Source organism: Streptomyces klenkii (assembly GCF_003626645.1).
GTDB classification, from domain to species: domain Bacteria; phylum Actinomycetota; class Actinomycetes; order Streptomycetales; family Streptomycetaceae; genus Streptomyces; species Streptomyces klenkii.
Window position 1 is genome coordinate 902342 of the sequence record NZ_RBAM01000001.1, and the last position, 24764, is coordinate 927105.

At 70.9% G+C, this 24764-nt stretch carries 14 protein-coding genes and 2 pseudogenes; 6 read left to right on the top strand and 10 right to left on the bottom strand.

The features are described from left to right. Positions 1–12: 12 nt before the first annotated feature. Positions 13–3312, bottom strand: coding sequence for a bifunctional cytochrome P450/NADPH--P450 reductase (locus tag D7231_RS03280; RefSeq protein ID WP_241999536.1), 3300 nt, complete (start codon positions 3310–3312; stop codon positions 13–15). Positions 3313–3509: 197 nt separating this feature from the next. On the opposite strand from D7231_RS03280, the gene D7231_RS03285 reads away from it, so the two are divergent. Both D7231_RS03285 and D7231_RS03290 read left to right on the top strand, forming a co-directional pair. Then, on the top strand, positions 3510–4232 hold the full coding sequence (locus tag D7231_RS03285; RefSeq protein ID WP_120753343.1) for a PAS domain-containing protein: 723 nt from the start codon (positions 3510–3512) through the stop codon (positions 4230–4232). A gap of 124 nt (positions 4233–4356) precedes the next feature. After that, positions 4357–4956, top strand: coding sequence for a hypothetical protein (locus tag D7231_RS03290; protein WP_120753424.1), 600 nt, complete (start codon positions 4357–4359; stop codon positions 4954–4956). A 67-nt stretch (positions 4957–5023) separates the two neighbouring features. Here the strand turns inward: D7231_RS03290 and D7231_RS03295 are convergent, their stop codons facing one another. Genes D7231_RS03295 through D7231_RS03320 form a run of 6 tightly spaced genes read right to left on the bottom strand, consistent with a single transcriptional unit; the run spans position 5024 to position 18150 of the window. Beyond that, positions 5024–6145, bottom strand: coding sequence for a hypothetical protein (locus D7231_RS03295; protein WP_120753344.1), 1122 nt, complete (start codon positions 6143–6145; stop codon positions 5024–5026). Between the two features lie 40 nt (positions 6146–6185). After that, positions 6186–7772, bottom strand: coding sequence for a cell surface protein (locus D7231_RS03300; protein WP_120753345.1), 1587 nt, complete (start codon positions 7770–7772; stop codon positions 6186–6188). 41 nt (positions 7773–7813) lie between these two features. Continuing rightward, complete coding sequence (locus D7231_RS03305) at positions 7814–8929, bottom strand: hypothetical protein (RefSeq protein ID WP_120753346.1); 1116 nt, start codon at positions 8927–8929, stop codon at positions 7814–7816. Continuing rightward, complete coding sequence (locus D7231_RS03310) at positions 8926–12594, bottom strand: hypothetical protein (RefSeq protein ID WP_120753347.1); 3669 nt, start codon at positions 12592–12594, stop codon at positions 8926–8928. Before D7231_RS03310 ends, D7231_RS03305 begins: the two co-directional genes overlap by 4 nt. Before the next feature lie 11 nt (positions 12595–12605). Then, on the bottom strand, positions 12606–14873 hold the full coding sequence (locus D7231_RS03315; protein WP_120753348.1) for a hypothetical protein: 2268 nt from the start codon (positions 14871–14873) through the stop codon (positions 12606–12608). A 28-nt stretch (positions 14874–14901) separates the two neighbouring features. Continuing rightward, positions 14902–18150, bottom strand: coding sequence for a DUF6603 domain-containing protein (locus D7231_RS03320; protein WP_120753349.1), 3249 nt, complete (start codon positions 18148–18150; stop codon positions 14902–14904). Positions 18151–18620: 470 nt separating this feature from the next. Between D7231_RS03320 and D7231_RS03325 the strand changes: the two are divergent. Then, a pseudogene (locus tag D7231_RS03325) lies at positions 18621–19127 on the top strand (transposase family protein); the annotation flags it as partial. A 6-nt stretch (positions 19128–19133) separates the two neighbouring features. On the opposite strand, the gene D7231_RS03330 reads toward D7231_RS03325, so the two are convergent. Continuing rightward, positions 19134–19868, bottom strand: coding sequence for an SDR family oxidoreductase (locus D7231_RS03330; protein WP_120753350.1), 735 nt, complete (start codon positions 19866–19868; stop codon positions 19134–19136). A gap of 250 nt (positions 19869–20118) precedes the next feature. On the opposite strand from D7231_RS03330, the gene D7231_RS03335 reads away from it, so the two are divergent. Further along, positions 20119–21024 carry a helix-turn-helix transcriptional regulator gene (locus tag D7231_RS03335; protein WP_120753351.1) on the top strand — a complete coding sequence of 302 codons (906 nt, stop codon included), beginning with the start codon at positions 20119–20121 and terminating at the stop codon, positions 21022–21024. A gap of 65 nt (positions 21025–21089) precedes the next feature. On the opposite strand, the pseudogene D7231_RS38425 reads toward D7231_RS03335, so the two are convergent. Then, positions 21090–21284 (bottom strand): annotated as a pseudogene (locus D7231_RS38425) (1-deoxy-D-xylulose-5-phosphate synthase N-terminal domain-containing protein); the annotation flags it as partial. Positions 21285–21810: 526 nt separating this feature from the next. Between D7231_RS38425 and D7231_RS03350 the strand changes: the two are divergent. Both D7231_RS03350 and D7231_RS37355 read left to right on the top strand, forming a co-directional pair. After that, a complete protein-coding gene (locus D7231_RS03350; protein ID WP_120753425.1) occupies positions 21811–23157 on the top strand; it encodes an FAD-binding oxidoreductase in 1347 nt (448 codons plus the stop codon). Then, positions 23154–23288: a helix-hairpin-helix domain-containing protein gene (locus D7231_RS37355; protein WP_241999537.1), complete on the top strand. Its 135-nt coding sequence runs from the start codon at positions 23154–23156 to the stop codon at positions 23286–23288. Before D7231_RS03350 ends, D7231_RS37355 begins: the two co-directional genes overlap by 4 nt. A 98-nt stretch (positions 23289–23386) precedes the next feature. On the opposite strand, the gene D7231_RS03355 is transcribed toward D7231_RS37355, so the two are convergent. Then, on the bottom strand, positions 23387–24103 hold the full coding sequence (locus D7231_RS03355; protein WP_120753353.1) for a helix-turn-helix domain-containing protein: 717 nt from the start codon (positions 24101–24103) through the stop codon (positions 23387–23389). Between the last annotated feature and the right edge of the window lie 661 nt (positions 24104–24764).

Below are 24764 nucleotides of genomic sequence, written 5' to 3' on the forward strand. Positions count from 1 at the left end.
AACGGCACGCGATCAGCTGCCGGCGTAGACGTCCTCGACGTAGCGGCCGGCGGCGATCAGGTCTTGCAGCCATGCCGTGGCCGAGACCTCGTCACCGCCCCCGTACTGCACGTGCAGTTGCTGGAAGGACTCCCGCACACCCGGCGCCATCCGCCTGCCGTCACCGCAGACGTAGATCCGGGCGCCGGCTTCGAGCGCTCGCCACACTTCCTTTCCCTCGGCGGCGATGCGGTGCTGGACGAACTGCAGGCCGTTCTCCGGCGCCTTGGAGAACACGGGACGCATGGAGACGGCTCCGGCCCGGTCGGCCTCCGTCAGTTCCGGGCTGTGGAGGTAGTCCACGTCGGGGTGGTCGCAGCCGAAGTAGCAGAGTGCAGGGGCGAGTTCTGTCCCTGCCGTGATCAGGGAGCGGCGGTCGGCGATGACACCGCGGAAGGGGGACAGACCGGTACCGGCGGCGATCATGATGATGGGGATCCGGGCGTCGTGGTCGACCCGGAAGGCGTCGCGGCACGGCTGTACGCGTGCGTGGACGGTGTCGCCGGGGCGTATGCGGTGCAGGTACGAGGAGCCGGCGCCCTGGAAGGTTCCGCGGCCGGACCGGGCCGGGGCTTCGAGGAGGGAGACCATGAGGTCGACGTGGTCCGGGGACACCGCGGGAGACGAGGAGATCGAGTAGTGGCGGGGGCGGATCGGCGGGAGCAGGTCCAGCAGGACCGGCCAGGGAAGGCGGCCCCGGAGGGCGGGGTGGTCCTCGACGAGGTCGAGCAGGGTGCGGGCGGCGAGCGCCTCGGGGGCGGCGGCCAGTCGCTCCAGCGCGGTCTGCTCGGGCGGGCAGGGGTTGTGCGCGGCGAGCAGCGCGATCTGCGCGGCGGTCGGGGTGCCCTGGAGCTCGACGTGGTGGGTGAGGAGCTCGCGTGCGGAGACGGGGCGGTCGATGGGCAAGGTGGTGCGGCCGGGCTTGTGAGCGCGGATGTTGAGTACCGTGTCCGGGTCGATGCCGAGCGCCTCGGCCGCGCGTTCGACCAGGCCGGGGGAGTTGACCGGCAGCACGGTCAGGTGGTCGGCGGTGCGGTAGGTGACTCCCTCGGGAAGTCTGATGCGCAGGAAGCGCTTGGACCGGCCCAGGGGGTGGGTGAGGTCCGCGAGGTCGCCGGCCTCGATGACGGTCATGGGCTGGAGGTCATGCCGGCCGGCGAGGGCGTCCAGGGGCGCGCCGGTGAGTTCGGCAACGTCATAGGTGTGGACATCATGGGTGTGGACATCGTGGGTGTGCATGGGTGTGTCGTGTGTTGCGGTGGCTCCGATGGTCGCCGGGTCGCCGTACTCCCGCAGCAGGGTGTGGCGCAGTGCTGCGGTGAAGCGCCGGACCGACCCGGCCAGGTCTCCGGAGGCGTCAGCCTCGGCGCGCTCCATGAGCCGGGTGGCGCCCGCGGCCGCGAGGCCGTTGTCGAGGAGGGTGGGAATGTGCTGGTAGGTGGCGGCCCAGTTGCGGTCGCCGATGCCGAGGACCGCGTACGGGACCCCCTCGGCAGCCTCCGGGCCGGCCTCCGCCAGCCAGGAGACGAACTCGCCCGCGTCGTCCGCGGGCTGCCCGTTGTAGGAGGCGGCGACGATGACGACGGGTGAGCCGGCCGGCAGTGCACCGCCGGCGGCGGCGTCGAGCGGGGCGACGGTGGTCTCGAAGCCCAGCTCGTCGGCCAGGTCGGCGACCTGCTCGGCGTATGCGCGGCAGGTGCCGAAGTTGGATCCGTGCAGCAGGGTCAGGGCGGTGCCGGCCACGGCCCGGGTGGGCAGGCCGGTCTCGGACTGCGAGGCCTGCTGCTCGTCCGGGCCGGCCGCGGTCAGACCGCTGAGCGCACGCCGGTTGCGGGCGCGGTCGCCGGGGGTGCGCCGGGCGAGGGTCATCGTGAAGCCCTCGGGCTTGAGGGTGAGGGTCTCCTTGACCTTCAGGTCGTAGCGGGCGTGGTCGACGAAGCGGTAGCGGTGCACCAGCATGGCGAGGAGCATGGTCGCCTCGTGGAGAGCGAACTGCCTCCCGATGCAGGCGCGCTCGCCGGTGCCGAAGGGCTTGTAGGCGTTCGGGGAGCGGGCGGCCTCCGTCTCGGGGGCGAAACGGTCGGGGTCGAATTCCTCGGGGTTGTCGCCCCAGGCCGGGTCCCGGTGGAGCATCGGGGTGAGGACGACCAGCCGGTCACCGGCCTTGACCGGGTAGCGGCCGCCGATGACGGTGTCGGTGAGCGCCTGGCGCTCGAACGCGGCGGCAGTCGGCCACAGCCGCAGTGCCTCGTTGAGGACCTGGCGTACGTAGCGCAGCTTGCCGATGTCCTCGTAGGCCGGCTCGGGGTCGGGCTCGTCGCCCCAGAGCGCGTCGGTCTCGGCCTGTGCGAGATGCAGGGCCGCCGGGTGCTTGAGCAGGTGGTAGAGGGCGAAGGACAGGGTGCCGGAGGTGGTCTCGTGTCCGGCGATCAGGAAGGTGATCACCTGGTTGCGGATGTTGGCGTCGTCGAGCAGTTCGCCGGATCCGGGGTGCGGGGCGCCCAGCATCAGCCCGAGCAGATCGTCGGTGGAGGTGTCCCCTGCGGCCTTGCGCCGCTCGATCACCTCGTCGACGACACGGGCCAGGAAGGCGGCGTCGGTGGCGAACGCTTCGTCCTCGGCGGTGTGGTCCTCGCCGGGTACGCGGCCCAGTACGGCCTGGCTGTGGGCGAGAGCGCGGACGAGGGCCTGCACGAAGGGGTGCGGATCCTCACGGCGGAAGGACTCGAAGTCGTAGCCGAAGCCGGCCAGGCCGATGGTGTCCAGCGTCATCCTGGTCATGTCTTCGGGGACGTCCACCGGCGCGGACTCCTTCGCACCCTCTCCTTCTCCTTCTCCCTCGGCGAATCGTGCGTCCCAGGAGGCGATGAGGCGCTTGGCCACCCGCAGCATGTGGGGGTGGTAGGTGCGCATCGCGTTCATGGCGAAGGCGGGAAGCAGGATGTCGTGCGCCTTGGCCCAGTTGGGCTCGTCGTTGTACGCGGTGAACAGGCCGTCGGCAGTGATGCCGCGGACGATCTCCAGCGCCGGGCCGACGCCCTTGACGAAGCGCGTCTCGTCGGAGAGCTCGTCGACGAGCTCCAGTGAGCTGACCCAGACGACGTCATGGCCGTGGTACCGCCGGACGTAGAGGGAGCCGTGGCGGCGCGCGAGCCCGACGGCCTGCTGGATCGGGGTGCTGGGCAGGCCGGTTGCCGAGACGTCGACGACGGGCACGGTCCGGTCCGGCGGTTCCGGGAACGCGCGGACGCCGGCGGTGTGCGATTCACTCATGACCTGTACCTCCATGACCTGTACCTCTTCCGGCATGACTTGTCCCTCTTCGGTGGAGTCCTGGGTGGTCAGCGCCCGGCGGGCGGGCGCTGACTCCACCGTCACGCGGCCGGCGCGGCGATCCCGCACGAAAACTACGTATTCTTGTAGTGGGGTTTTCCGTGCCAGGACTTGAGCACAGAGGACAGGAGCGGTACGTGACATGTGCAGAGGACGAAGCAGCCTCGGCGGCGGTCTGGCGCGGCCGGTTCGTCAGCCTGCTCGACCGTGTCCCGGTGCCCCTGGCGATCAGTGATGCGTACGGCAACATCACCGGAGTCAACCCCGCCTTCGCCGCCGTCTGGAGCCTGCAGCCGGGCACAGTGGAGGGCCGGATGCTGCTGGACCTGTTCACGCCCACCAACGAGAAACAACTGCACAGGCTCGACGAGGCGCTGCGCGCCGGCCGCCGGTCCCGCTACCCGGTCGAGGTGTGCTGGGCGGTGCGGGGAGCGATCCACCACGGGCAGGTCACCGTCGAGCCGGTGTCGGACCCTCTGGACGGTCACCCGCACCTGCTGGTGACGCTCCGCCCGGAGGGGGAACGGACCGGGCCTTCCCGTCACGCCACGGCGCGACCGGACGGCCCGGAAGGCGCTGAACAGGAGTTCGCGCACCTGGTGCTGAGCGCGCAGGAGGCCCGGATCCTCCCCCTGGTCGCCGCCGGTGCCACCACCTCGGTCATGGCCCGTACGGTGGGCATCAGCGTGGACGGGATCAACTACCACCTGACGCGGCTGTGCCGCCGGCTGGAGGTGCCCAACCGGCCGGCGCTGGTCGCCCGGGCGTATGTGCTGGGGCTGCTGGACCCGGCGGCGTGGCCGCCACGAGTCATGCCACCGGCCGCACCGCGGGGCGGTCCCGCAACCGGGCGGCGGTGAGGGCGAGGAGCGGGCGACGGCGCCCAGGGCGATCGCCGAGCCCTGCAACTGCCGAGCAGATCCGCCGAGCAGCCCCACCGGGCAGCTTCACCAGGCAGATACGTCAGGACGTAGGCTCGTGATCATGGGAGTGGACATCACGGCGGTCATAGTGGACTGGACCGAACTGGAGAACATCCCCGTTCTCGAACGCGAGTGCGCGCTCATCGAGGCCGCGGAGCCGGACGACTACGACGGATCACTCGATGAGGGCTGGGCCTGGCTGCCTCCCGCTCCCGAACCGTTCCCGGCCTGGTGCGCACGGTACGAGTTCGCCCGCACGCTGGGATCGTTTAAGCCGCACTTTTGGGCGGGCGAACGGTGGGAGGCCGTTCGCGAGCACGTCCCGGCTGACCTGCGCACGGCGCTGGACACCTTCCTTGCCGGACTGACCTGGGTCCTGCCGGGCACGGAAAGCGATCCGCAGGACGAGGACGACGCCGCATTCTGGTACGACGCCATGTGGGCCTACTGCCCGCCTCCCGGCGTACCGGCCCTGGCACAGGCATGGACGACAGCCGGCCCTCGTCTCCCAACGCTGCGTGAACCGTTCGACACCCGTGCAGCCGCCCCTGGGGAGTGGGTCGGTACGTTCGAGGAATTCACCACGCTTCTCCACGGATGGGCCGAGGTCGTCGCGGAAGCCCACCACCGCGGGTGGGGGATCATCGGGCTGCCGATCTGAAGGGCCGCCGGCCACACTCCGAGTCCTTCCTGCATCCGGCCTGCCCCGCACCGCGACAACACAGCCGTCAGGAGTTCACGGGCTTGAGTTCGCCGGTGCCGAAGGGCAGCCAGGACAGGAGGTGCCGGCTCGGTGCGGTGCCCGACCGGCCGATCCTCACCCGGGCGCCCCGGGGGACGACGGCCGTCAGCCGGGAGCCCGGGAACCTCGGATCCTCGGGGTCCGGCGGTGCGTGCCGTGCCTGGACGCTGGTGAGCCGGTCCGTGCCGGCGGCCGAGATCGTGACCGTGAGCGTGGGGGCGTCGTCGCCCGGCGCGTCCTCCTCGGTGACGAGCTGCCCGGTGAGGAGACCGTCCGTCTCCGCCGTGTACGTGAGCTCGTCCGCCTCCCCCAGGTCGAACTCCGCGGGCAGGTGGGTGAGCGTGGTCTTCCCGTGGACGGTGAGGTCGCCGATGGTCAGGTCGGGCCGGGCGACCGTGACGGCGGTCGTCAGTGCGTACTCGGCGACGTTGCCGTCCACGTCCACCTCCACCGTGAGCACGAACACGCTGTCGCGGTGCAGGTTCGGCGTGGGCCAGTTGCGGATGCTGGTGACGTCCACGGGCTCTCCGTCGTGCAGCATCGTGTACGTGGCGCCGGGCCGGCTGGTGCCCCGCCAGGTCAGCTCGGTCGATGAACCGCTCTGGACGAGGATGTACGCGGGGCGGAAGTCGCTCACGGTGAACCCCGCCGGGACCTTCGCCAACGGCCACTCCTCCTGCTGGGGCTCACTCCCGCCCTGGAGTGTTTCGGTGATGGTCAGTTTGCTGGTGCCCACCGCCGGGTTGACCTCGATGCCGGTGATCGACACCTCCACCTGGTCCTTGGGGGGAAAGGGCCGGTTCGGGCGCCTCGGCCGGAGGACGAACGCCGGGGTCTCGGAGTCGCGCTCGAACACCCATTGCTTGCTGTCGTCCAGGCCCGGTACGCCGCTGTCCGGTTTCGCCGTCAGGTCGCCGGATCCACTTCCCACCGGGTAGGAGAAGCGGACCTCCTCGACGGGGACCGGGGTCTGCTGGTGATTGGTGACGGTGATTCGCAGTGTGGCCGTCGCCGGTGTCGTTCCCTGGGAGACCTGGATCGGTGCCGGGTCGGTCTCCACGGTGTAGGTCAGCACGCAGGTGCTGTCTTCGGGGCGTCGTACTCCCATGGCGCGGTTCGCCTCCGTCTCTCCGCTCTCCGCTGTTCCGTCAGCCCCAGGCGGGGCCGATGGCGAGATAGGCGTAGCGCTCCAGCGCCGATCCCAGGGCGAACTCCCCGACCTGCACACCGTCGGACACCCGCAGCTTCTGCACGGAGTCGACGCCCTGACTGGTCACGTAGAGGTACTCCCCGTCCGGTGAGAGCGCGATCGCGTTCGAGCGGTCGCGTACGCGGATGGGCGTCACCTCACGGATGGCGGCGACGTCGATCACCTTCACCTCCGCACCGCGGTTGGCGACGTACACGTACCGGGAGTCCGGTGACGCCACGAGCTGTTCCGGGGACTGCCCGACCGGGACGAGGGGAGGTTCGCCGCCGCCCGAGGTACTGGCGACGGCCACCATGTTCACGGGAACGATGCCGAAGGCCAGGGTGGTGCCGTCGGGGGTGAGCGCCATGCAGGACGCCGTGTTGTCGCCGCCGAACCCTCCGGTGACCGCGTGCTGCGCGGTGTCCACGACCGCCACGGCGGGGTTGGCGTCGCGGGCGACGTAGACGCGATCGCCCTCCGGCGAGGCCACGACGTCTTCGGGCCGGGGGCCGATGTCAAGGCGACGTGCGTTCCCGGTGGCGAGGTCGATCGCATACACCGCCTCGTCCGAGGTGTCGGTGACGTAGGCGGCGGAGCCGTCCGGCAGGGCCGCCACCCTGTACGGCGACCTGCCCGCTTCCACGGTCTTGAGGGTGCCCGCCGTGATGTCGAGGAGGACGAGGCTCCCTGTGCCTCCGCTGGCCCCCAGGGTGGTCGCCAGGACCCGGAATCCGTCGGGGGAGATCACGACACCGCCGGGTTTGCGGCCGGTCTGACCCTGCCTGATCGTCTGCCCGCTGTCGGCGTCGAAGATCCACAGCCGGCCGCTGAACTCGTCGAGCAGCGTCAGGAACGTGCGGTACGGCCACCGGTCCCGCAGCACTTTGGCGCCGGAGGTGACCCGGTGCCGGGCGGGATCGGTGTCGCATTCGACGTAGCGCTTGCCGTCCCGGGTGACGAGGTATCCGTTGCTGGTGGCCGGGTGGTTGAAGGCCGCCGCGATGCCGTCGGCGATGCCGGGGTCGGGGTGGTCGGGGTTGTGCCAGAAGTCGGCGATGGTGCCCTGCTCCAGGACCTCGTCGCCTTCGATGTCGTAGTTGACGCACCGGCTGCCGCGGAAGAAGTAGACCGTGCCGTCGGGTGCCGGCAGGCCGGCGTCGATGCCCTCCGCGAAGTCCGGTGCGTCCTTGCGCAGCCCGGGGAACCGGTCGCCGATCGACGCCGGGGAGGCGTTCGGCGGCACCGTCGCGTTCTGCACGAAGTCGTACAGCACACAGGTCGCGCCCTTGAACAGGTACACGCGCGCGGTGTCCGTCGAGCAGGCGGCGTCGAAGCCGTTCCGGTACGCGGCGGGCAGGCCGGGCCACAGGTCGCGCATGGCGCCGCCCTCGGCCGGCGGGGCCACCGCCGCCGCCTCGTGCCGGACGGCCCAGTCGCCGCGGACCATGAAGACGGAGGCCCGGGCCTGGCCCGAGTCCGGGGTGCTGAACGCCGCGTTGACGCCCGGGGGCGTGAGGTCGGTGTTGTCAGTGCTCTCGATCATGACGGGAACTCCAGGGGTCGGCCGGGAAGGAACGGAACGGATCACTGAGGGGGAGGGGTTAGGGAGCCCGCCCCGAACGGGAACCAGGTCAGGGCGGCGCTGAAGTTCGTGTCACCCTTCTGGACCACCCGCACGCGCGAGCCCTTGGGCACCGGGACGAACAGGCTCGCCTCCTGGTTGAGCGTGCCGCCCCGCGCGTCCCACGACTGCGTGGCGAACTGCTGCCGCCTCAGTCCCGGCGGAGTGACGAAGACTTTGAGCTCGGCAGGCACCTGGTCCTGCGTGGTCTTGATGTAGCCGGTGATCACACCGTCGGTGTCGGCCTCGTACTCCGCCGGGCTGCTCTCCGTGCCCCCGGCGATCTCCGCGGCCCGGCCGAACAGGCGGACGGAACCGTTGACGTCGAGGTCGCCGACCTCGAGGTCAGGCACGTCGACGGTGACAGCGGTGGTGAGGCCGTAGGTGACGGGGATGCCGTCCCGCACCGTGGAGCCCAGGATCATGAACGCGGTGGCGCTGGTGAGGCCGGGCGAGATCCATTCGCCGTTGCCGTCGTCGTCGATCCAGTCGTTGACCAGGCAGCGCTGGTCGCCGTAGAAGAGCTCGTAGTCGGGCCCCACCTCGCACTTCCAGGTCAGCTTCACCGTCCCGCCGTTGGGGACGTCGACCTGGTCCGGGCGGAAGTCCTCCAGCATTGCGGTCGGCGACGCCTTGGCCAGCCGCAGTCCGCCGGGCACGCGCCGGAGGCTCGCCGTGCCGCCGCCCGTGCCCCCGCTCTCGCTGATGCCGAGCGTGACCGCGCCGACCGCGTGGTTCACCGTGACGTCCGCGAGGGTGACCACGACCCGGGCGCCCGGCTTGAGCTCCGTGCCGTCCGCGGCCGGGCGTACGAGGAAGACCCCGTCGCCCCGGTGCTCGGCCGACCAGCCGGCGTCGTCCGTGGACGCCTTGATGGTGTCCGGTGCGGCCGTGAGCGCTTCGGGTCCGCTGCCGACCGGGAGCGTGAAGGCGATCGTGCCGCAGGGGACGGGATCCGGGCCGGAGTTGGTGAGAGCGATGCGTACGGTGGCGTGTGCGGGGGACTCCTCCGTGCCGACGCGCAGCGGGGCCGGGCTGGTGTGGACGCTGTAGGACAGTGTGGTGGCCGCTGAGGTCATGACGTGCTCCCGTGGGTCGGGGCCGGGTCTTGTCCGGGCGGGCGCTGCCGGCTCTCGTCGGTCTCGCCCAGCGCGCCGCTGAGCTGTAGGAAGCCGGTACGGGCGGCAGGTGTGACGTCTGACAGGGCGAGGGCCGCGTCGGGGGTGGTGAGGGGGCGGACGGTCCACGCTCCGGGGCCTTCGGCCGGTACGGCGGCCCGGCTCGCGGCCACCGGTTCGGCCCAGGCCCACGTACCGCGCCAACCGGAGGGGCCGGGCGTGACGACGTGCTCGGTGGGCGTGCTGCCCTGTTCGTCCGTCACCATGCGGGTCCCCGCCAGCAGCGGGCCCGTCCGGAACGACAGCTTCATGCGGGACAAGGGTTCGCGCACCCAGGTCGGCGGCAGGAGGAGCCGGCTCACGGGCAGGATGTCGGTCACGGCGTGGACGGCCGCCCAGGGGTCGGCGAGGAGCGTCACCCAGGCGGCGGTCTCCTCGTCCCGGGCACGGGTCTCCGGTGAGGGAGCGGCCGCCGGCCGCGCGGGCAGCGCGATTTCGCTGCCGTCGATGGGAACCACGTACTCCGCGTCCGCGGCCTGCGGCTCCGGCTCAGGGACGGCGTGCAGCCGCGCGTAGTCGGAGCCACGGAAGAAACCGACCAGACCGTCGCCCAGCATGTCCCCGGCTCCCAGCCGGACGTTCCACAGGTAGCCGGTGAACTCCGGCTCGTCCGGTGGTTCGATGACGTCCCACCAGGACGAGGGCGTCATCCCGGGACCGTTGAGTTCGAACCGCAGCCGCGAACGGAGCAGCGCCATCGGGCGGCCCACCAGGGCGGCGAGGCTGTCGTCGTCCCCGCCGGGCGCGGTCGCCGACATGGCCCGGTCGACGACGGAGAGCAGCTGGGTGAAGGCCGGTGCCCCGCCGCGCAGGAGCTCGGTGACGAAGCCGTGCAGGTGGGGCAGGTCCGCGACGAAGGCCCGCCCCGAGTCCGTCGCCGGATCGGGATCGGGGTAGGCGGAGCCGGGCAGCGGGTACCAGGTCGAGACCTGCCGGTGCGCGGTGTCGAGCACGATCCGGATCTCGCCCAGCCCGCCGCCGTCCGGGGCGTGGACCAGCAGGGACCCGGACAGGTGGTTGGCGATCAGCCAGCCGCACACCGGGCTCTCGCCCGCGGCCTCCCGCGGCCCGGCGTCGACGTCGATGCGGTGGTGGTCGTCGCGGGCCGAAACGTAGTCGAAGCGCAGCCGGGCGGGCTGGAGCAGGCGCGGCGGCAGCTCGATGCACCGGTACGCGTTGTCGGGGATCACGGGGATGCCGGGGGTGACGCTGTCGGCGCGATCCACCCTGAACTGTTCCACGTTGTCCGGGCTGATGACGGCCAGGGACTGGCCGAACCGGTCGATCACGTGGAGCTCTTCGAAGGCGATCTGCCCGGCCCTGACGGGGCGGAACTCGCGGGCCGTGGCGGCTTCGGATCCGGAGGCCGGACCGGGATCCGGCACCTCGCTCAGCGAGACACGGGTAGTGCTGGTGTCGACCAGTTGCGCGAGCTCGTCGTCGGAGGAGGGGGCGATGCCGGTCGCGGGAGAATGCTGTGCCAGCCAGTTGTTGACGCCGTGGATGCGCTGGGAAAGATCGTCCCAGTTCTCGGCCTTGCTGCGCAGCTCTTTGAGCTCGGCCACGGGCCCGCTGCGGTAGGTGCGGGCGTGCTGCGTCAGGCGGGAGCGCGTGTTGAAGGAGGGCAGCGGGTTGAGCAGGGCACGTCCGTTGACGAAGCCGTCGGGAGCGACGTTGCGGCCGTTCCAGCGGTAGCGGGTGCCGTCGAAGTGCCAGTTGTCCTCGTCCCCGCTGCGGTACGGGGTGGGGTGGCACTTCATCCGCCAGATGAGATGGAGCGGCGACCAGGGTTGTGCCCAGAGCCGCGTCCACCGGGCGACGGTCCCCTCGATGTGGGTGTCCTCGTGGGCGAGCGCCTCCTCCAGAGCCGTCTTGTCGGATGACGAGCCGGGTGTGACGGCGGCGCGGTCGAGGAGGAAGAACTCCCCGAGGAGCGCGGGCAGTACGCCGGACTCCGGCAGCTGGGGCAGCGGAGGAGCAGGTACGTCGTCGGGCGGCCGGACCGTCTCCCCGCCGATGCGGATGCCGGTCACGGTCTCGCCGGGGACCCGGCAGGGCAGGGCGTTTTCGTCGGTGAGCTGCCGGTCCAGTTTGGCGCCGCGCACGATGACCGACGGGTCGGGGGTGCTGTGGAACTCCGGGTCGGCGCACCGTTGCAGCTCCCGGCCCGGTGCGAGGCCGTGCTCCTCAGCGTAGATCCGGACCTCGTCGCCGAGCTTCTCGGCGGTGTCGCCCCACGGGATGCGGGAGCGCAGGCCGCCCGCGCCGAAGACGGTGCCGATCTGCTCCTGGACGCGCCGGGCCAGTGAGTCCGGCTGTTCCGGACTGAGCTGGGCGTCGCACGCCGCGTCCCAGCCGGCGGGCCGGCTGGGACGGCCGCGCAGCCACCACAGGCCGTACAGGCGGCGCTGGACGTGGGCGAGCTCGCGGGAGGCGGCGTCGTGCTCCTCCTGCACCTGGTTCAGCTCGGCCAGCCAGCGCCGCTCCTCGGCGATCTGCTCCGGTGTCCGCTGCGGCCACGCGCCGCCGTCCGGGGCGGGGCGGTCGACGATGCGCCAGGAGTAGCCGCCCGGTTCGGCGTCGAACCAGGTGCGGCGGGTGGCCTGGTCGAGGGCCGTTTCGCCGCCGTCGTCGAGGACGTCCAGCAGGTCGTAGGTGAACGCCTCCCACAGCAGGGCCGCCTCGGGGTCGTTCAGCGCGGGCGGGATCAGGGCGGTCTCGGCGTCGGTGACGATGTGCCCGACGGCGACGTCGACATCGCGCACGTCCGGCTTGCCCGGCTGCGGAGGGTCGCCCTTGAGGTTCCAGTGGAGGCCGAGGGCGGTGCCCGCGTAGAACGACCGGGCGGGAGCCGCCGCGGAGTCGGTCGTGGACCACCGCAGGGACTCCAGCAGTGCCCGGACGTCGCCGCCCGGTGGGGCGTGCAGCACGTCCCACGTGGGGTCGGAGTACCAGCCGACGACGGCGTAGCCGAGCAGGGCGGGGCCGGGGAGACCGGTCAGCGGGTCGTGGAGGGAGAAGACGTTCTCGCTGTACGGCTGGTACGTGGCGAAGGTCGGCAGGCCGGGCCCGACCGCCGTGAGGAACTTCCGGCGCCCTTCGGGTTCGGTCCAGGGGCCGTCGGCCAGGTCGTGGGCCCGGCCGATGTAGGTGGGCGTCGGCCGGTCCGCGAAGGGGTCGAGGAACGCGCTGGTGCCCTCGTCGTAGTCGAGGTAGTCGCTGTCGACGACCCAGCCGGCCACAGCCGGGGTCTCCTCGGGCCGGTCCGCCGGGCGGCTGTAGCGGACGACGAGCCAGCGGTTGGGAACGACCGGGAACTCCACCTTCCCGGCAGGGCCGTCCTGCCGCCCGCGCCGCAGCGCGTCGGGAAGCAGCCACTGCACGTGAACACCGAGATTGGGTTTGCCTGCCGCGCTCTGGAACGGATCGGGCTCCGGCAGCTGCCGCTCGTCGAGCTGCTCGAAGTCGGCGTACCAGCGGTGGTGGGGCTGGTTGTTGCGTACGCGCTCGTTCACCAGGAACGCGTCCACCTGGACAGGGACGATCAGGGGCGGCTGGGAGCTCATCGTGCGGGTCCTCACTGTCGGCCGGGCTGATCGAAGGCGGGAGCGGAGGCGGAGGAGGGTGAGAAGGTGATGCACTGCGGCGCGTTGACGAGCTCCACTGCGAACGCGGCGGGGGAGAGCGGGTCGTCCGGGCCGAGTTGCCCGGCGGCCCGCAGCGCCACGGCCATGGCGGGGACCAGGGGGTCGTCGCCCGCGGCGAGGTCGAGGATCTCGGGTCCGCCACCGTCGCCGCCGGCGGCACGCAGGAAGCGGGTGATGCCCTCTTCGCCCTCGGGCGGGAACGATTGCCTGAGCGACTCGCCGACCGGCTCGGTGAGCCTGCGCAACCCGATGCGCTCGCCCTCGTCGACGCCGAAGTGGATGCCCTCGTGCGGTTCGCGGAACCGCACCTCCTCGGGGACACCCTCGAAGAGGCACAGCAGCAGGTCCGGGCCGACGATCACTCGGTGGACGACGGTGAGCGGCTCCGGCTTGCCGTTGTTGCCGGTGATACGCGGCTCGACGACGACGTCGGGCCAGTTCCGTACGAGTGCGGACCGCATGAGCAACCCGGTGAGCGGTTGCGGATCGTCCAGCGCCTCGTGGGCGAGCCGGTTGAACGCAGCGTCGAGCGACGTGCCGATGCCCGTGCTCAGTACGCCGTCGCGCAGGGCGGTACACCACTGCGGGTCGACGTGGAAGAAGCGCAGACTCTCGGGGGGCAGGATGCGTGCGTCGGGAACCAGGTGGCTCAAGGGCGTCGCCGTCAGCAGCTTTACTTGGTCGACCGCGCTGATCAGCGGGGCGAGGTGGGCGGACAGCGCGGCCCGGAGCCCTTGCCGTGCCCGGCCGTCGCGCAACCGCTCCAGAAGGGCCTCGACGGCCGGGGGCCGGGGGACGCCTCCGGCCCGGATCCGTGGCGCCGTCGCGCCGCCGGTACGCGCTTCAGCGGCCGGGGTGGTGGCCGCGGCGTGCAGCCGGTGCCCCAGTCCGCCGGCCATCAGCTCGTGGAAGCGCTCGTGCGCCTGGCCCGGCGCCGTGGTCAGCGGTGTCCGTGTCCGCATCAGTGCACGTCCGGCGATACGGCGCGCCCGGGACCGGAACGCCGACAGCGCGGCCGCCAGGGTGTCGTCGGAGAGGGCGAGAGACCGGCCGAGGGTGAAGGCGGCGGCGTAACTGAGGTCGAAGACGCCGGTGTCCGTGAGGTAGACGAGTGCCTCGTCCGCCTGCCGGTAGCCCTCCGCGGGCCGGGGGACGGCCGGTGCCACGACCGGGGTGAACGGGCCCCGGTACCAGCCGAACGTGCGCTCCCCGGACGGCAGGACGTAGTCCACGGGCGCGTAGCCCAGATCGAGTCGGTCGGTGGCGGCGGTCCGCGCGCCCGCGGGCTGCGAGGGGCTCAGGCGCAGTCCGAGCCCTGCCGGGTCCTCGGCCATGTGCCGGATCAGCGCGTCGAAGTGGCCGGTGGGGTCGGGCCGTGCCTCGAAGGACCACGACCACAGGGACACCATGCGCACGACGGGCCGGGCGGGCTGCTGCCCGGCGAGGTGGTCGCCGAACCCCTCCAGCGAGACGAGGTGGGCGGCGTAGCGCCCGGCAGTGCGGGGGAAGCGGTTGGCGACCACGACGGAGTAGTCGCCGATTTCCAGGGTCTCGCCGGAGGCCGCGGCCGCCCCGGGCGGCTGCCACGGCCGGACCTTGCGTACGTGACACAGGAACGGCAGGTCGGCCCGGCGGGGTACGAGCTCTGCGAAGAGGGCGGCCGGGACGTCGAGGGTGGTGCACGTGCTGTCCCACAGCTCGGGCGGGACGTCGTCGAGGTCGATGCGGGGGAGGAGGACGTCGCCGTCCGTGGTGGAGAGGAACTCGCGGACGGTCCTCGTGTCGGTGCGGCCCTGGGCCTTGGGGTCGCCGGGCAACTCCTCTTCGGCGAACAGGAGCAGGGCGATCCAGGGCAGACCCGTCAGCTCCGGGCTGACGGCGCGCTCCCAGGGCAGGATGAGCCGGTTGAGCGTGAGGTGCGGCAGGACGCGGTCGAAGGCGCCGACCGCGGCGGGGGCGGGGTGGAGGGCGTGGACGAAGGACGCGTCGATGGTGAACTGCGGCGTCCGGATCTCGAATTCCTGCTGGACCGGCGGAAGTTTGTCGCTTCCGACCTTGTCGCCGGACACCTCGTGTTCGAGCGTGAGCCGGTAGAGGCCCCCGGGGGCGGGTGCGACGTGGTCGTCGTGGAAGTGGATGTCGAACCGGGGGGTCTCGGTCTCGTCCCCGGCGGACCCGGAAGCGTCGGGCTGCGTCATGGCGGATTCCCTCGCGCGGTTGGGGGCGTCAGAGCGTTGCGGGGCCGAGCGTCATGCTGAGCGTCATGGGTTCGGCGGTGAAGGTGTTGTCCGCAAGGGCGGCGAAGTCGTCCAGGCGGTCGTGCGAGGGCGGGGCGAGGCCCAGCGAGGTCAGCTCGGCGTAGAGCGCGTCGCGGGCGGGCACGGTCGTCGTGGCGACTCCGGCGGCGATCGTCCCGATGCTGGTGGGGTCGTCGCCCGGCTCCCAGGGCCGGGGTACGGGGCCGGTGGGCCGGTCCCCGGGGCTGATCGGCAGGGCGTCGCTGGGGGCCAGCCGCTCGAAGCCGAGGGAGACGTCGGTCATCCTGCCCGGTGTCGGCCCGTCCACGGGCTTGGGCACGGTGACGCCGAGCCCGGTGAGCTGGTCCTCGATGATCGGGTCCGGCGTGAAGTCCTCATCCGCAGGGTCGCCCGTGCCCCACAGCGCCTCCGGGACGTTGTCCTTGACCGCTTCGAGCAGCCAGCGGCGCTGCTCCGGGATGTCCGGGTCGAACGGGTCGAACGGGTCGCCGCCGAGGAGCACCGTGAGGCGGTGGACGGACGACTGCCCGGTGGCCTGCATGGGCCGGATGTCGAGGGCCTTGCCGCTCACCTGCCGTGACCCCGCCGTGGCGTGCGACGCCGGGAGGGCGGTGGACGTGGCGAAGGAGAAGCCGTCGGCGGAGACCACCCAGCGGTCGTCACCGGCGTTCGCACGGCGGGCACGCGTGCTCTCGTCCTCGGGCAGGATGCCGGTGAGCGGTGTGATGCGCAGCATCTGGTCGCGCGCGGGCAGTTGCTCCTGGAACTCGCTCCAGGGGATGGGATCGGGCTTGCGCTCGCCGCTCGCCCCGAACGCCACGTCGAAGTCGATGCACCACAGGTGCACGGTCGCAATGCCGCCGACGGGCGGGCCCCACACGTCGAGGTCGACGCCGACCTCGCCGCGTACGGTGAACAGCCACAGGTCGACCGCGAAGCCGATGCGGACGCCGATGCCGAGCCGGAAGTAGAAGGGATTCCACTGGACCAGGGCGTCCACCCTGGCGACCAGCCAGGCCTCGACGATGCCGGAGTGGAACGACACCTCGAGCCGGCCGCCGGCCATGAGCGCCGACGGGGTCAGCGCGCAATACGCCTCGCCGCGTACGGTGACGACGTCGGAGATGCCCCATGTGAAGCCGAGCCTCGGCACGACGGGGTAGTGATCGGGCAGCTCGGCCGCGAACGCGGGGTGGTAGCCGCCGAGGGTGAACACGAAGTCGCCCTTGTGCGGCCCGCCGAACCAGGTGCGGTAGGCCAGGCCGCCTGTCAGCCGGCACTCGGGGTCCAGGACGTACGACTCGGGCGTGAGCTCCGCGGCCAGCGCCAGCATGCTGTCGCGCGAGGTGTACAGCGCCTGCATCGCGAGCTGGACCTGGGCGTACGTCTTTCCGCCGGAGCCGCGCCGCCGGACGGGGAACGCGGCCGTGGCCAGGCCCAGGACGGCGACGGTGAAGTCGTCGCCGAACTCGACGATCGCCAGCGCCTGGCCGTCGACCAGCTGGAAGACGGTGAAGTCGATGCCGAGGGCGAACCACACCTGTCCGGCCGCCGGGCTCAGCCACGGGGGCCGGCCACCGGTGCCGTCGAGCAGGTCGTCCAGCACCTCCAGGGGCGGGCGCTCCACACCCCCGTGACCGAGTTCGGAGATGAACGGGAACTCCGGCGTCTGGGCCGGCGCCGGAAGCCGGACGGAGCTGTTGTAGCCGAAGCCGGCGGCGATCCCGCGCACCTGGAACGGGGGCGGACCGATCCCCTTGCGGCCCCCGAGGACCCCGTACAGGAACAGCGACGGGTAGCCGCCCTCGGCCCGGGCGTACGCGCCGAGCACCTTGACGGCGGCGAACCGCGCCTCGATCACGGCCATGCCCGCGAACAGCATGTCGTAGGGAGGCTCGGACTCCTTGACGAGGAAGGCGCCCCCGATCTTGACGGGCGGCCGGTCGTAGGACAGGCCCAGGCCGCTGAGGGTGGCCCGGAAGGTCCAGTCGCCGTGGTCCAGGCCGATGGCGAAACCGAGTTCGGACGCGCTCAGCTCGATCCCGCCGGCGTCGACCGTGGCGTCGATGGTGATCCGCGCCGTGCCGTTCGCGTAGGACAGGCCGATCTCGGACACCCGCAGCGGGCCGAATGTCGCGCCGACGGGGATGCTGGCCTGCGCGGGGATGTCGTCCGGATCCTCCTGCACGACGGCCGGCAGGCTGGGCGGGGGCGTCGGGACCGGCCCCGGCCCTGGTACCGGCTGCTTGCGGCGCAGCGGATAGACGAGGGCGTAGTTCTTGACGGTCGTGGCGACGCCGGCGGTGACGGCCAGCGAGGCACCTGCGGTGAGGTTGCGGCTGGGCAGGCCCAGGTTGACACCGGTGTTGGCCATCAGGTCGTTGAGGGCCTTGACCTTGCGGGCCTTGAGCGCGGCGGAGAGGTGGAAGGCCTGGAGCCCGGCGAAGACCAGGTCGTCCTCGACCGGGGCGTGGTCACCGATCGACGGCAGGTCGGCGAGGCCCGCCTCGTACTTCCCCTGTAGCAGGACGACGCGGATACGGGGCCCCGTGGCGCCCGTGCCGGCCCGGTGCGGCAGCGAGGCGAAGGCGAGCTGCACGTACTCGGTGGCGGCCGAGAAAACGAATGCCCTCTTGCGCTTGTCGTAGGCGAACGCGACCTGCTTGAGCACGGGGACCAGCTGGTCGGGCAGGTCGGCGGGGGCGGAGCCGATCGCGTGCGCGACGTCGTTCCAGGACAGGCCGTCATCGGACGACCAGTCACCGATCACCGTCGTGCCGTCCAAGGTGGCGGTGAACGTCATCTCCTTGGGCTTGTCGTCCGCGTCGGAGAACTTCAGCACGAGCGCGGCGGACAGCCCCTGCCCGCTCGCGGACAGCACCAGGTGCGGGGCGAAGGAGTCCTCTTCACCGGCGTCGTCCTCCGTCGCCGGGAGGGCGAAGTCCAGCGCCATCCCGGTGACCAGCATGGCGGCGTCCACGGTGAACGAGACGAGGACGGGGCAGGGGCCTTCGACCAGGGTGAAGGAGTACGTGCCCTGGACGGTCACTTCGCCGCGGTTGGGGATGGCGCCGCCCACGGTCAGGTCGGACGACGCCAGCCAGGTCTCCAGCAGCGGGCCGATGCCGGGGATGTCCCGGAGCCGGTCGACGGGCAGGAGGAAGTCCCCACCGGAGTCGGGGAACAGGTCGAGCAGCTCGTCGAGCGATAACGCCATGGGTTCTTCTCCCCGGACATGGGCGACGAGTGGGCGTGGAACCGGGCGGCATCATGGCATGTGCGGAACAGCTCCTCATGCATATGCCGACAACACCTGAACTGAAGTGATTGCATCCGGCCAATGGTTAAATCAGCGCATAAAGGGCGCTGACGCGGGAGGCGGTTCATGCCTCACCGCGAATACCTTCGGGGGCGCGAGGGGGTGAGGCCCCTGGGGAACGGGACGGCCGTCCGCGGACGTCGCGATATCGCCCCCGGCGGGGCTGGGGCGGCTGGGGCGGCTGCGGTTGCCGGGAGTGCAGAGGCGAAAGGGACATGGTGCAGATGACTTCAAGCACTGATCCACTTCCGTGGCCCCCGGAGCGGATCACGACCCGCCGGGACAAGCGGGCGCAACAAGATGACGAGTCGTCACTTTGGGCTTACGGATTCCGGGACGCAGACTCCGGACTTCCGGATTCCGGCGTTCCCATTCTGCTCAAGACGCTGCGCGAGAACACCCCGGACTTCGTCCTGCTGGACGGGCCCCTCGCCGAGTGCGACCGCGTGGGCGGCAGCCGGGCCGACTATTCCGCCAAGCACCGCCGGCAGGGCGTGCACACCCAGGTCGTCACCGACCCCGCCGGGGAAGTGCTGTGGATCTCGCCCGCGCTGCCGGGCCGTACTCACGACCTGACCGCGGCCCGCACCCACCGCATCATCCGGATCTGCGAGCGTCAGGGCGTACCAATCCTCGCCGACCGCGCCTACCAGGGCGCCGGCCCGTGGGTCACCACCGGACTCAAACGCCCACCGCGCGGTGAACTCAGCCTCACCCAGCGCACCGTCAACCGCACCCTCGCCCAGGCCGGAGCGCCCGTCGAACGCGGCATGGCACGGCTGAAGTCCTGGCAGATCTTCCGCAGATCACGCATCAGCCCCAACCGCATGACCGTCATTGCCAAGGCCGCACTCACCCTGGAGAGGCGACGCTGAAAAGACTCACTGGGCGCTTGCCGCCGGACGGACGACGATTTCGTTCACGTCGACTTCCGGAGGCTGGGAAAGGGCGTAGGCGATGGCCTCCGCAATGGCCGAGGCGGGCAGTGCTACGGCGCGGTAGCTTTGCATCGCTTCCCTGGCTTCCGGGTCGGAGATGCTGTCGGCGAGTTCGGATTCGGTCACGCCGGGAGAGACGAGCGTGACCCGGATGTCCCCGGCGGACTCCTGGCGCAGCCCCTCGGAGATCGCGCGGACGGCGAACTTGGTGGCGCAGTAGACGGCAGCGGTGGGCGAGACCTCGTACGCGCCGACGGAGGCGATGTTCACGAAGTGCCCGCCGCCCTGTGCGCGCATCGCGGGCAGGGCAGCGGCGATTCCGTGCAGGACTCCCCGCACATTCACATCGATCATGCGGTTCCATTCCTCGGTTTTGAGTGCTGCCAGTGGGGAAAGGGGCATCAGACCCGCGTTGTTCACGACGGCGTCGACCCGTCCGTACTCGGCAAGCGCCGCATCGACGAACGTGCGCGTGTCCGCCGCGTCGGTGACGTCCAGTTTGCGGAAGGCGGCGGTGCCGCCCTCCCGGGTGATCTCTTCGACCAGCCGCTCCAGTCGGCCGGTACGGCGAGCGCCGAGAAAGACCCGGTGCCCGCCGGCGGCCAGACGGCGTGCGGTCGCCTCACCGATACCGCTGCTCGCACCGGTGATGGCCACCACCTTGGTGGTCTGCGTCATGCTTTTCCTCCTTGCAGGGAACGGGGTGCTCGCGGCGGAGCACACGCGCACACGCCACGGACCTCGCCCGTGGCGCCGAGACCGGTGCCGTCGGGCAGAGGGCTCGGCCGTTCACTCGCCGCGCCCTTCCGCACCTCCGTCCAGCTCCTTCTCCGGAGTCTGGGCTTCGCCGGAAGAGCCGGCCAGGGCAGGTGGTTCCTGGGTACGACGCACCCAGGAACACAGCCGGGGAGCGGTCTAGTCTGACGAAGTGACCAGCAACTCTCTCGGCGACTTCCTTCGCGCACACCGTGCACGCCTGCGCCCCGGCGACGCAGGACTGCCCTCCTACGGCCGACGCCGGGTGGCAGGCCTGCGGCGGGAGGAGGTGGCCGTGCTGGCCGGCATGAACAGCGACTACTACGCCCGCCTGGAACAAGGCCGTGAGCAGAACCCCTCACCACAGATCCTCGACGCGATCAGCGACGCCCTGCGCATGGATCAGCAGGCACGTGACCATCTGTACCGACTGGCGGACACCCTGCCGGACGGTCACCGGACACAGCCGAGAGAGACGGTCAGCCCGATGCTGAACCAATTGCTGAGCGGGTACGCGAACACCCCCGCATTCGTCCTCAACCCGGCCCTGGACTTCCTGGCCGCGAACAGCCTGGCCGACGCGCTCTTCTCTCCGTTCGAGAGAGCGGACAACCTGGCCCGCATGACCTTCCTCGACCCGGCAGGCCGCAGCTTCTACGCACAGTGGCACCGTGCGGCCGAGGCGGTCGTCTCCAGCCTGCGCCAGGCCACCGGTCTCCAACCGCACTACCCACGTCTGCACGACCTGGTGAGCTCCCTCACCGAAACGAGCGAGGAATTCGCCACGCTCTGGCATTCGCACACCGTCTACGGAAAGGCCCACGGCGCCAAAGAGCTCATCCACCCCGAAGTCGGGACTCTCTCACTCACCTACCATTCCTTCGACGTACGCGGAGCGCATGGCCAGCAGGTCGTGATCTACCACGCGGAACCGGCAAGCCCCAGCGCCGAAGCACTGTCCCTGCTCGGCAGCCTCAACGCCACACGCCGACAGGAGAAGGCGTGCATCCCTCCCTGCCGATGTGCCGATCGAGCGCATCGCCCGAGCCCAGGAGAAGAGCGGAGGATCCGCGGCTGAACCGGCGCAGTGCCGCCCCGCCGCTCCGAGCCGCTTGCGGCTGCTCGACCTGCACCGGGTTGGCGCAGCGCGCCGAAGCCCGCCTGTCTCCTCGCCAGCGGTCTGTGGACGTAACCCTGGTGCCCGATGCCGAAGACGAGAGCATCACGAGGGAAGCCGAACCCCCGGTACAGGGCGATCGTCAACTCCACCACACCCGGATTCGGCCCCGGGCGCCACCTGCCGCACACGGCGCCGCACGGTCGCGCCGCGTTGACCATCCCCGTTTCGGTAACGCGTCCTCGAGGGTGTTGGGGCAGAACACGTAGCTGGTGCACTGGCTGCGGGCGTTGGAGTTCAAGGTGAGCTTCCGGGTGCCGCCTCGCCAGTAGCCCAGCACCGCGTCGTCGTCCTCGATGCCGTCGACCTCCCCGACTTTCTCGCCGTTCAGCCGCAACTCGTGCTCATCCAGTTCGAAGGGCGAGTCCTGGCGGCCCAGCGAGAGGATCAGGAACAGCGGGACCTCCGGGCGGGAGGTAAGCCGCAGCTTGAAGCGCAGTCGCGATCCTGGAGGCCGACGGAGCCGACCACGTCCTGCCGGATCGCACCGACTCGGACCGCCTTCTCACACTCCTCAGCTGATGACCGGCCACCACCCGCGTTGCGGCCCTCGACGGCCACCCGGAGCAGGGGACCGGTCACCTCAGCACCCGTCAGCCAGTGGGACCAAGGCTCACCCGGCTCGTCGTTCAGGGCATGTCCGATTCTTTCAAGATGTGCCTTGACCTGCCTGGTTGCATGGCGGGCATGAGCACAGACATCGAATTTGCCCTCCAGCCGGGTCAGCCGGGCTACGACGACGCGCGGCTGGGACTGAACCGGGCGGTCGAGTCGCGGCCGGCCTTCGTGGTCGAGGCGGCCGACGACCAGGATGTGGTGGCCGCGGTAGGGCTGGCCGCAGGGCAGAAGCGGCCCGTGGGTGTGCTGGCCACAGGACACGGGCCGGCCCTGTCCGCCGACGGGGCTGTGCTGGTCAACACACGTCGGATGGACGGCGTGAGGGTGGACGTGGCCCGCGCGACGGCGTGGATCGAGGCAGGGGCGCGCTGGCGGCAGGTGCTGGAGCGGACTACCCCGCACGGACTGGCCCCGTTGAACGGATCGAGTCCCAACGTGGGCGCGGTCGGCTACCTGGTGGGCGGCGGCGCGGGGCTGCTGGGCCGCCGCTTCGGTTTCGCTGCCGATCACGTGCGGCGGTTGCGCCTGGTCACCGCCGATGGCCGGTTGCGTGAGGTGACGGCGGAGTCCGACCCCGGCCTGTTCTGGGCGGTACGCGGCGGCAAGGACAACTTCGGCCTGGTCGTGGGCATGGAAGTCGACCTTTTCCCGGTCTCGCGGCTCTACGGAGGCGGGCTCTATTTTCCGGGCGAATCCACGGCTGAGGTGCTGCACGCCTACGCCGACTGGGTCCGGCAGGTGCCCGAGGAAATGGCTTCCTCAGTGCTGCTGGTCCGCAACCCCGACCTGCCCGATGTTCCGGAGCCGCTGCGCGGGCGATTCATCACCCATCTCCGAATCGCCTACAGCGGCGATATGGCGGACGGCGAGCGCCTGGTGCGGCCGCTTCGCGACCTCGGCCCGGCCCTCCTGGACACCGTGCGGGACATGCCTTACGCCGAGGTCGGCACGATTCACCACGAACCCACCTCTATGCCGTACGTCTCCTACGACCGCAACCTGCTGCTGAGCGAACTGACGGGCGACGCCGTCAACACCATCGTCACCCTGGCCGGACCGGACGCGAAGGCGCCATTCGTTACCGAACTGCGACATTTCGGCGGCGCCTACGCCCGCTCGCCCCAAGTCCCCAACTGCGTCGGCGGACGCAACGCAGCCTTCACCCTCTTTACGGGCACCGGCCCGGAAACAGAGAATCTCCGGCGACGCGATGACCTGCTGGCAGGGCTGCGCCCCTGGAGCACCGGGGGTACCAACCTGAACTTCGCGGGCGTTGAGGACACCAGCCTGGCCCGCGTCCGTGCTGCCTACGCCCCGGCTGACTTCGACCGGCTGAGGGCCATCAAGGCCCGCTACGACCCCGGCAACATGTTCCGGATCAACCACAACATTCCCCCGGCGGAGCCTTCGACGTGAGCCTGCCCAGCCCTGTGGTCGGCATCACCAGGATCGCGCAGCTGGAACACCAGGATCCGGTCGAGCTGTACGAGCGGACGCCGGACGCCTCCGGAATGCAGCTCGACCCCAGAGAGCCGGCCGTCTCCTGAGCCGTGGGATGCCCTCCGGAGCCGGCCGTCGCTGTTCAAAGCCCGCATGCCGTCGGCGGTCGATTTGTTCGCATTGCCGGTGGACGCGGCCGTTTGAACTACCGGCCCGCCAGGTCGGTCAGCGGCTCGCCCGTTAGCTCCCGCACATCGCGCGCCAGATGGGCCTGGTCCGCGAAGCCCGTCCGGGCCGCCGTCTCCGCGAAGGGAACGCCGGCACGGGCCAGCGCGAGGGCACGTTGCAGGCGCAGGACGCGGGCAAGGGTCTTGGGACCGTAGCCAAAGGCGGTCAGGGAACGGCGGTGGAGCTGTCGGGTGCCGAGACTCACCGACCCGGCGGTCGCCGTGACCGAGCGGCCGGCCTCCAGCGATGCCACGACCGCACGCAGAAGCGGGTCGGGGGGTGGGGCATCGGCCGCGAGGCGTAGCGCCAGTTCCTCGAGGGCGGCGGCCGGATCAGGCGCTCTATCGACACGTTCGGCGAAGCGGCGTGTCCTGGAGGCGGGCCAGAGGTCGGCAAGGTCCACGCGCCGGTCGCGCAACTGGTGCGCGGGGACGCTGAGCAGAGTCGGCGCGATTCCGGGAGGGAATCGGACCCCCACCCACAGGCCCCGTTCGCCGGGGCCGGGGCGGTAAGCGGCCGTGTCGGGTCCGGAGACGAGCAGCCGCCCCTCGGTCCACAGCAAGTCCATGCAGCCGTCCGGCAGCACGGACGCCGCCTCACCATCACCTGAATGCCCGGCGGATCCTCGTGTCCACACAACGGCACCGGGCAGCTGGGATGCACGCTCTACATACGCGGAGGACACACTGCGAATCCTACGTCCAACGAACGCGATGCCCGAGGGCGATCATCTGCCACCAACTCGAGGCCACGCCGGCGTTGGGCCACGGCCACCACGCGACCATCACAGGGCACCGCGGGTCACAGCGACGGTGTCGAACAGAAGGTGTTGGAATCCGTCCCCTTCCTCCAGCTCGAACCACTCCGGCCCAGACCGAGCCGGGAAACCTTTGGCAAGACCACGCCGTCAGCCAGCAGCTCTGCACACGACCGGGCCCGTCGGCACCCCGTGGGCCGATCAGTAACCCACCCGCGCCCGCAGTCACGAGCACAACGGCCAGCGATTGTATCGCCGCGTACACCCCTGAACCGGCAATCTCCACCCAAGTTGGAATCAACCGACTCAATCAGGGAGGGGGCGGAATGGCCAAGCATCACCGCAAGGGCTACGTTCGGAAGGACGGCGTCAGAGTCAAACCCACATGGGTCCGAGGCCGAAACCCCAAGGCAGGCTGCTCCATCTGGCTCCTCGGCGTCCTAGCCGTCGCGGCCATAGCCTGGATCCTCAGCTAGTGCTGTGACCGCATTGGTTCGCCGGGGTGCTCGTTGTGCTGGTAGGAAGCAACGACCAGCGAGGGGCGGGGATGGCAGCACCGGTCAGGGTTCGTCGGTTGACCGAGCAGGAGGGGCACAAA

Coding starts and splice junctions, on each gene's coding strand:
- D7231_RS03280 (WP_241999536.1), bottom strand. CDS start 3,312: ATGAGTGAATCGCACACCGCCGGCGTCCGCGCGTTCCCGGAACCGCCG.
- D7231_RS03290 (WP_120753424.1), top strand. CDS start 4,357: ATGGGAGTGGACATCACGGCGGTCATAGTGGACTGGACCGAACTGGAG.
- D7231_RS03295 (WP_120753344.1), bottom strand. CDS start 6,145: ATGGGAGTACGACGCCCCGAAGACAGCACCTGCGTGCTGACCTACACC.
- D7231_RS03300 (WP_120753345.1), bottom strand. CDS start 7,772: ATGATCGAGAGCACTGACAACACCGACCTCACGCCCCCGGGCGTCAAC.
- D7231_RS03305 (WP_120753346.1), bottom strand. CDS start 8,929: ATGACCTCAGCGGCCACCACACTGTCCTACAGCGTCCACACCAGCCCG.
- D7231_RS03310 (WP_120753347.1), bottom strand. CDS start 12,594: ATGAGCTCCCAGCCGCCCCTGATCGTCCCTGTCCAGGTGGACGCGTTC.
- D7231_RS03315 (WP_120753348.1), bottom strand. CDS start 14,873: ATGACGCAGCCCGACGCTTCCGGGTCCGCCGGGGACGAGACCGAGACC.
- D7231_RS03320 (WP_120753349.1), bottom strand. CDS start 18,150: ATGGCGTTATCGCTCGACGAGCTGCTCGACCTGTTCCCCGACTCCGGT.
- D7231_RS03330 (WP_120753350.1), bottom strand. CDS start 19,868: ATGACGCAGACCACCAAGGTGGTGGCCATCACCGGTGCGAGCAGCGGT.
- D7231_RS03350 (WP_120753425.1), top strand. CDS start 21,811: ATGAGCACAGACATCGAATTTGCCCTCCAGCCGGGTCAGCCGGGCTAC.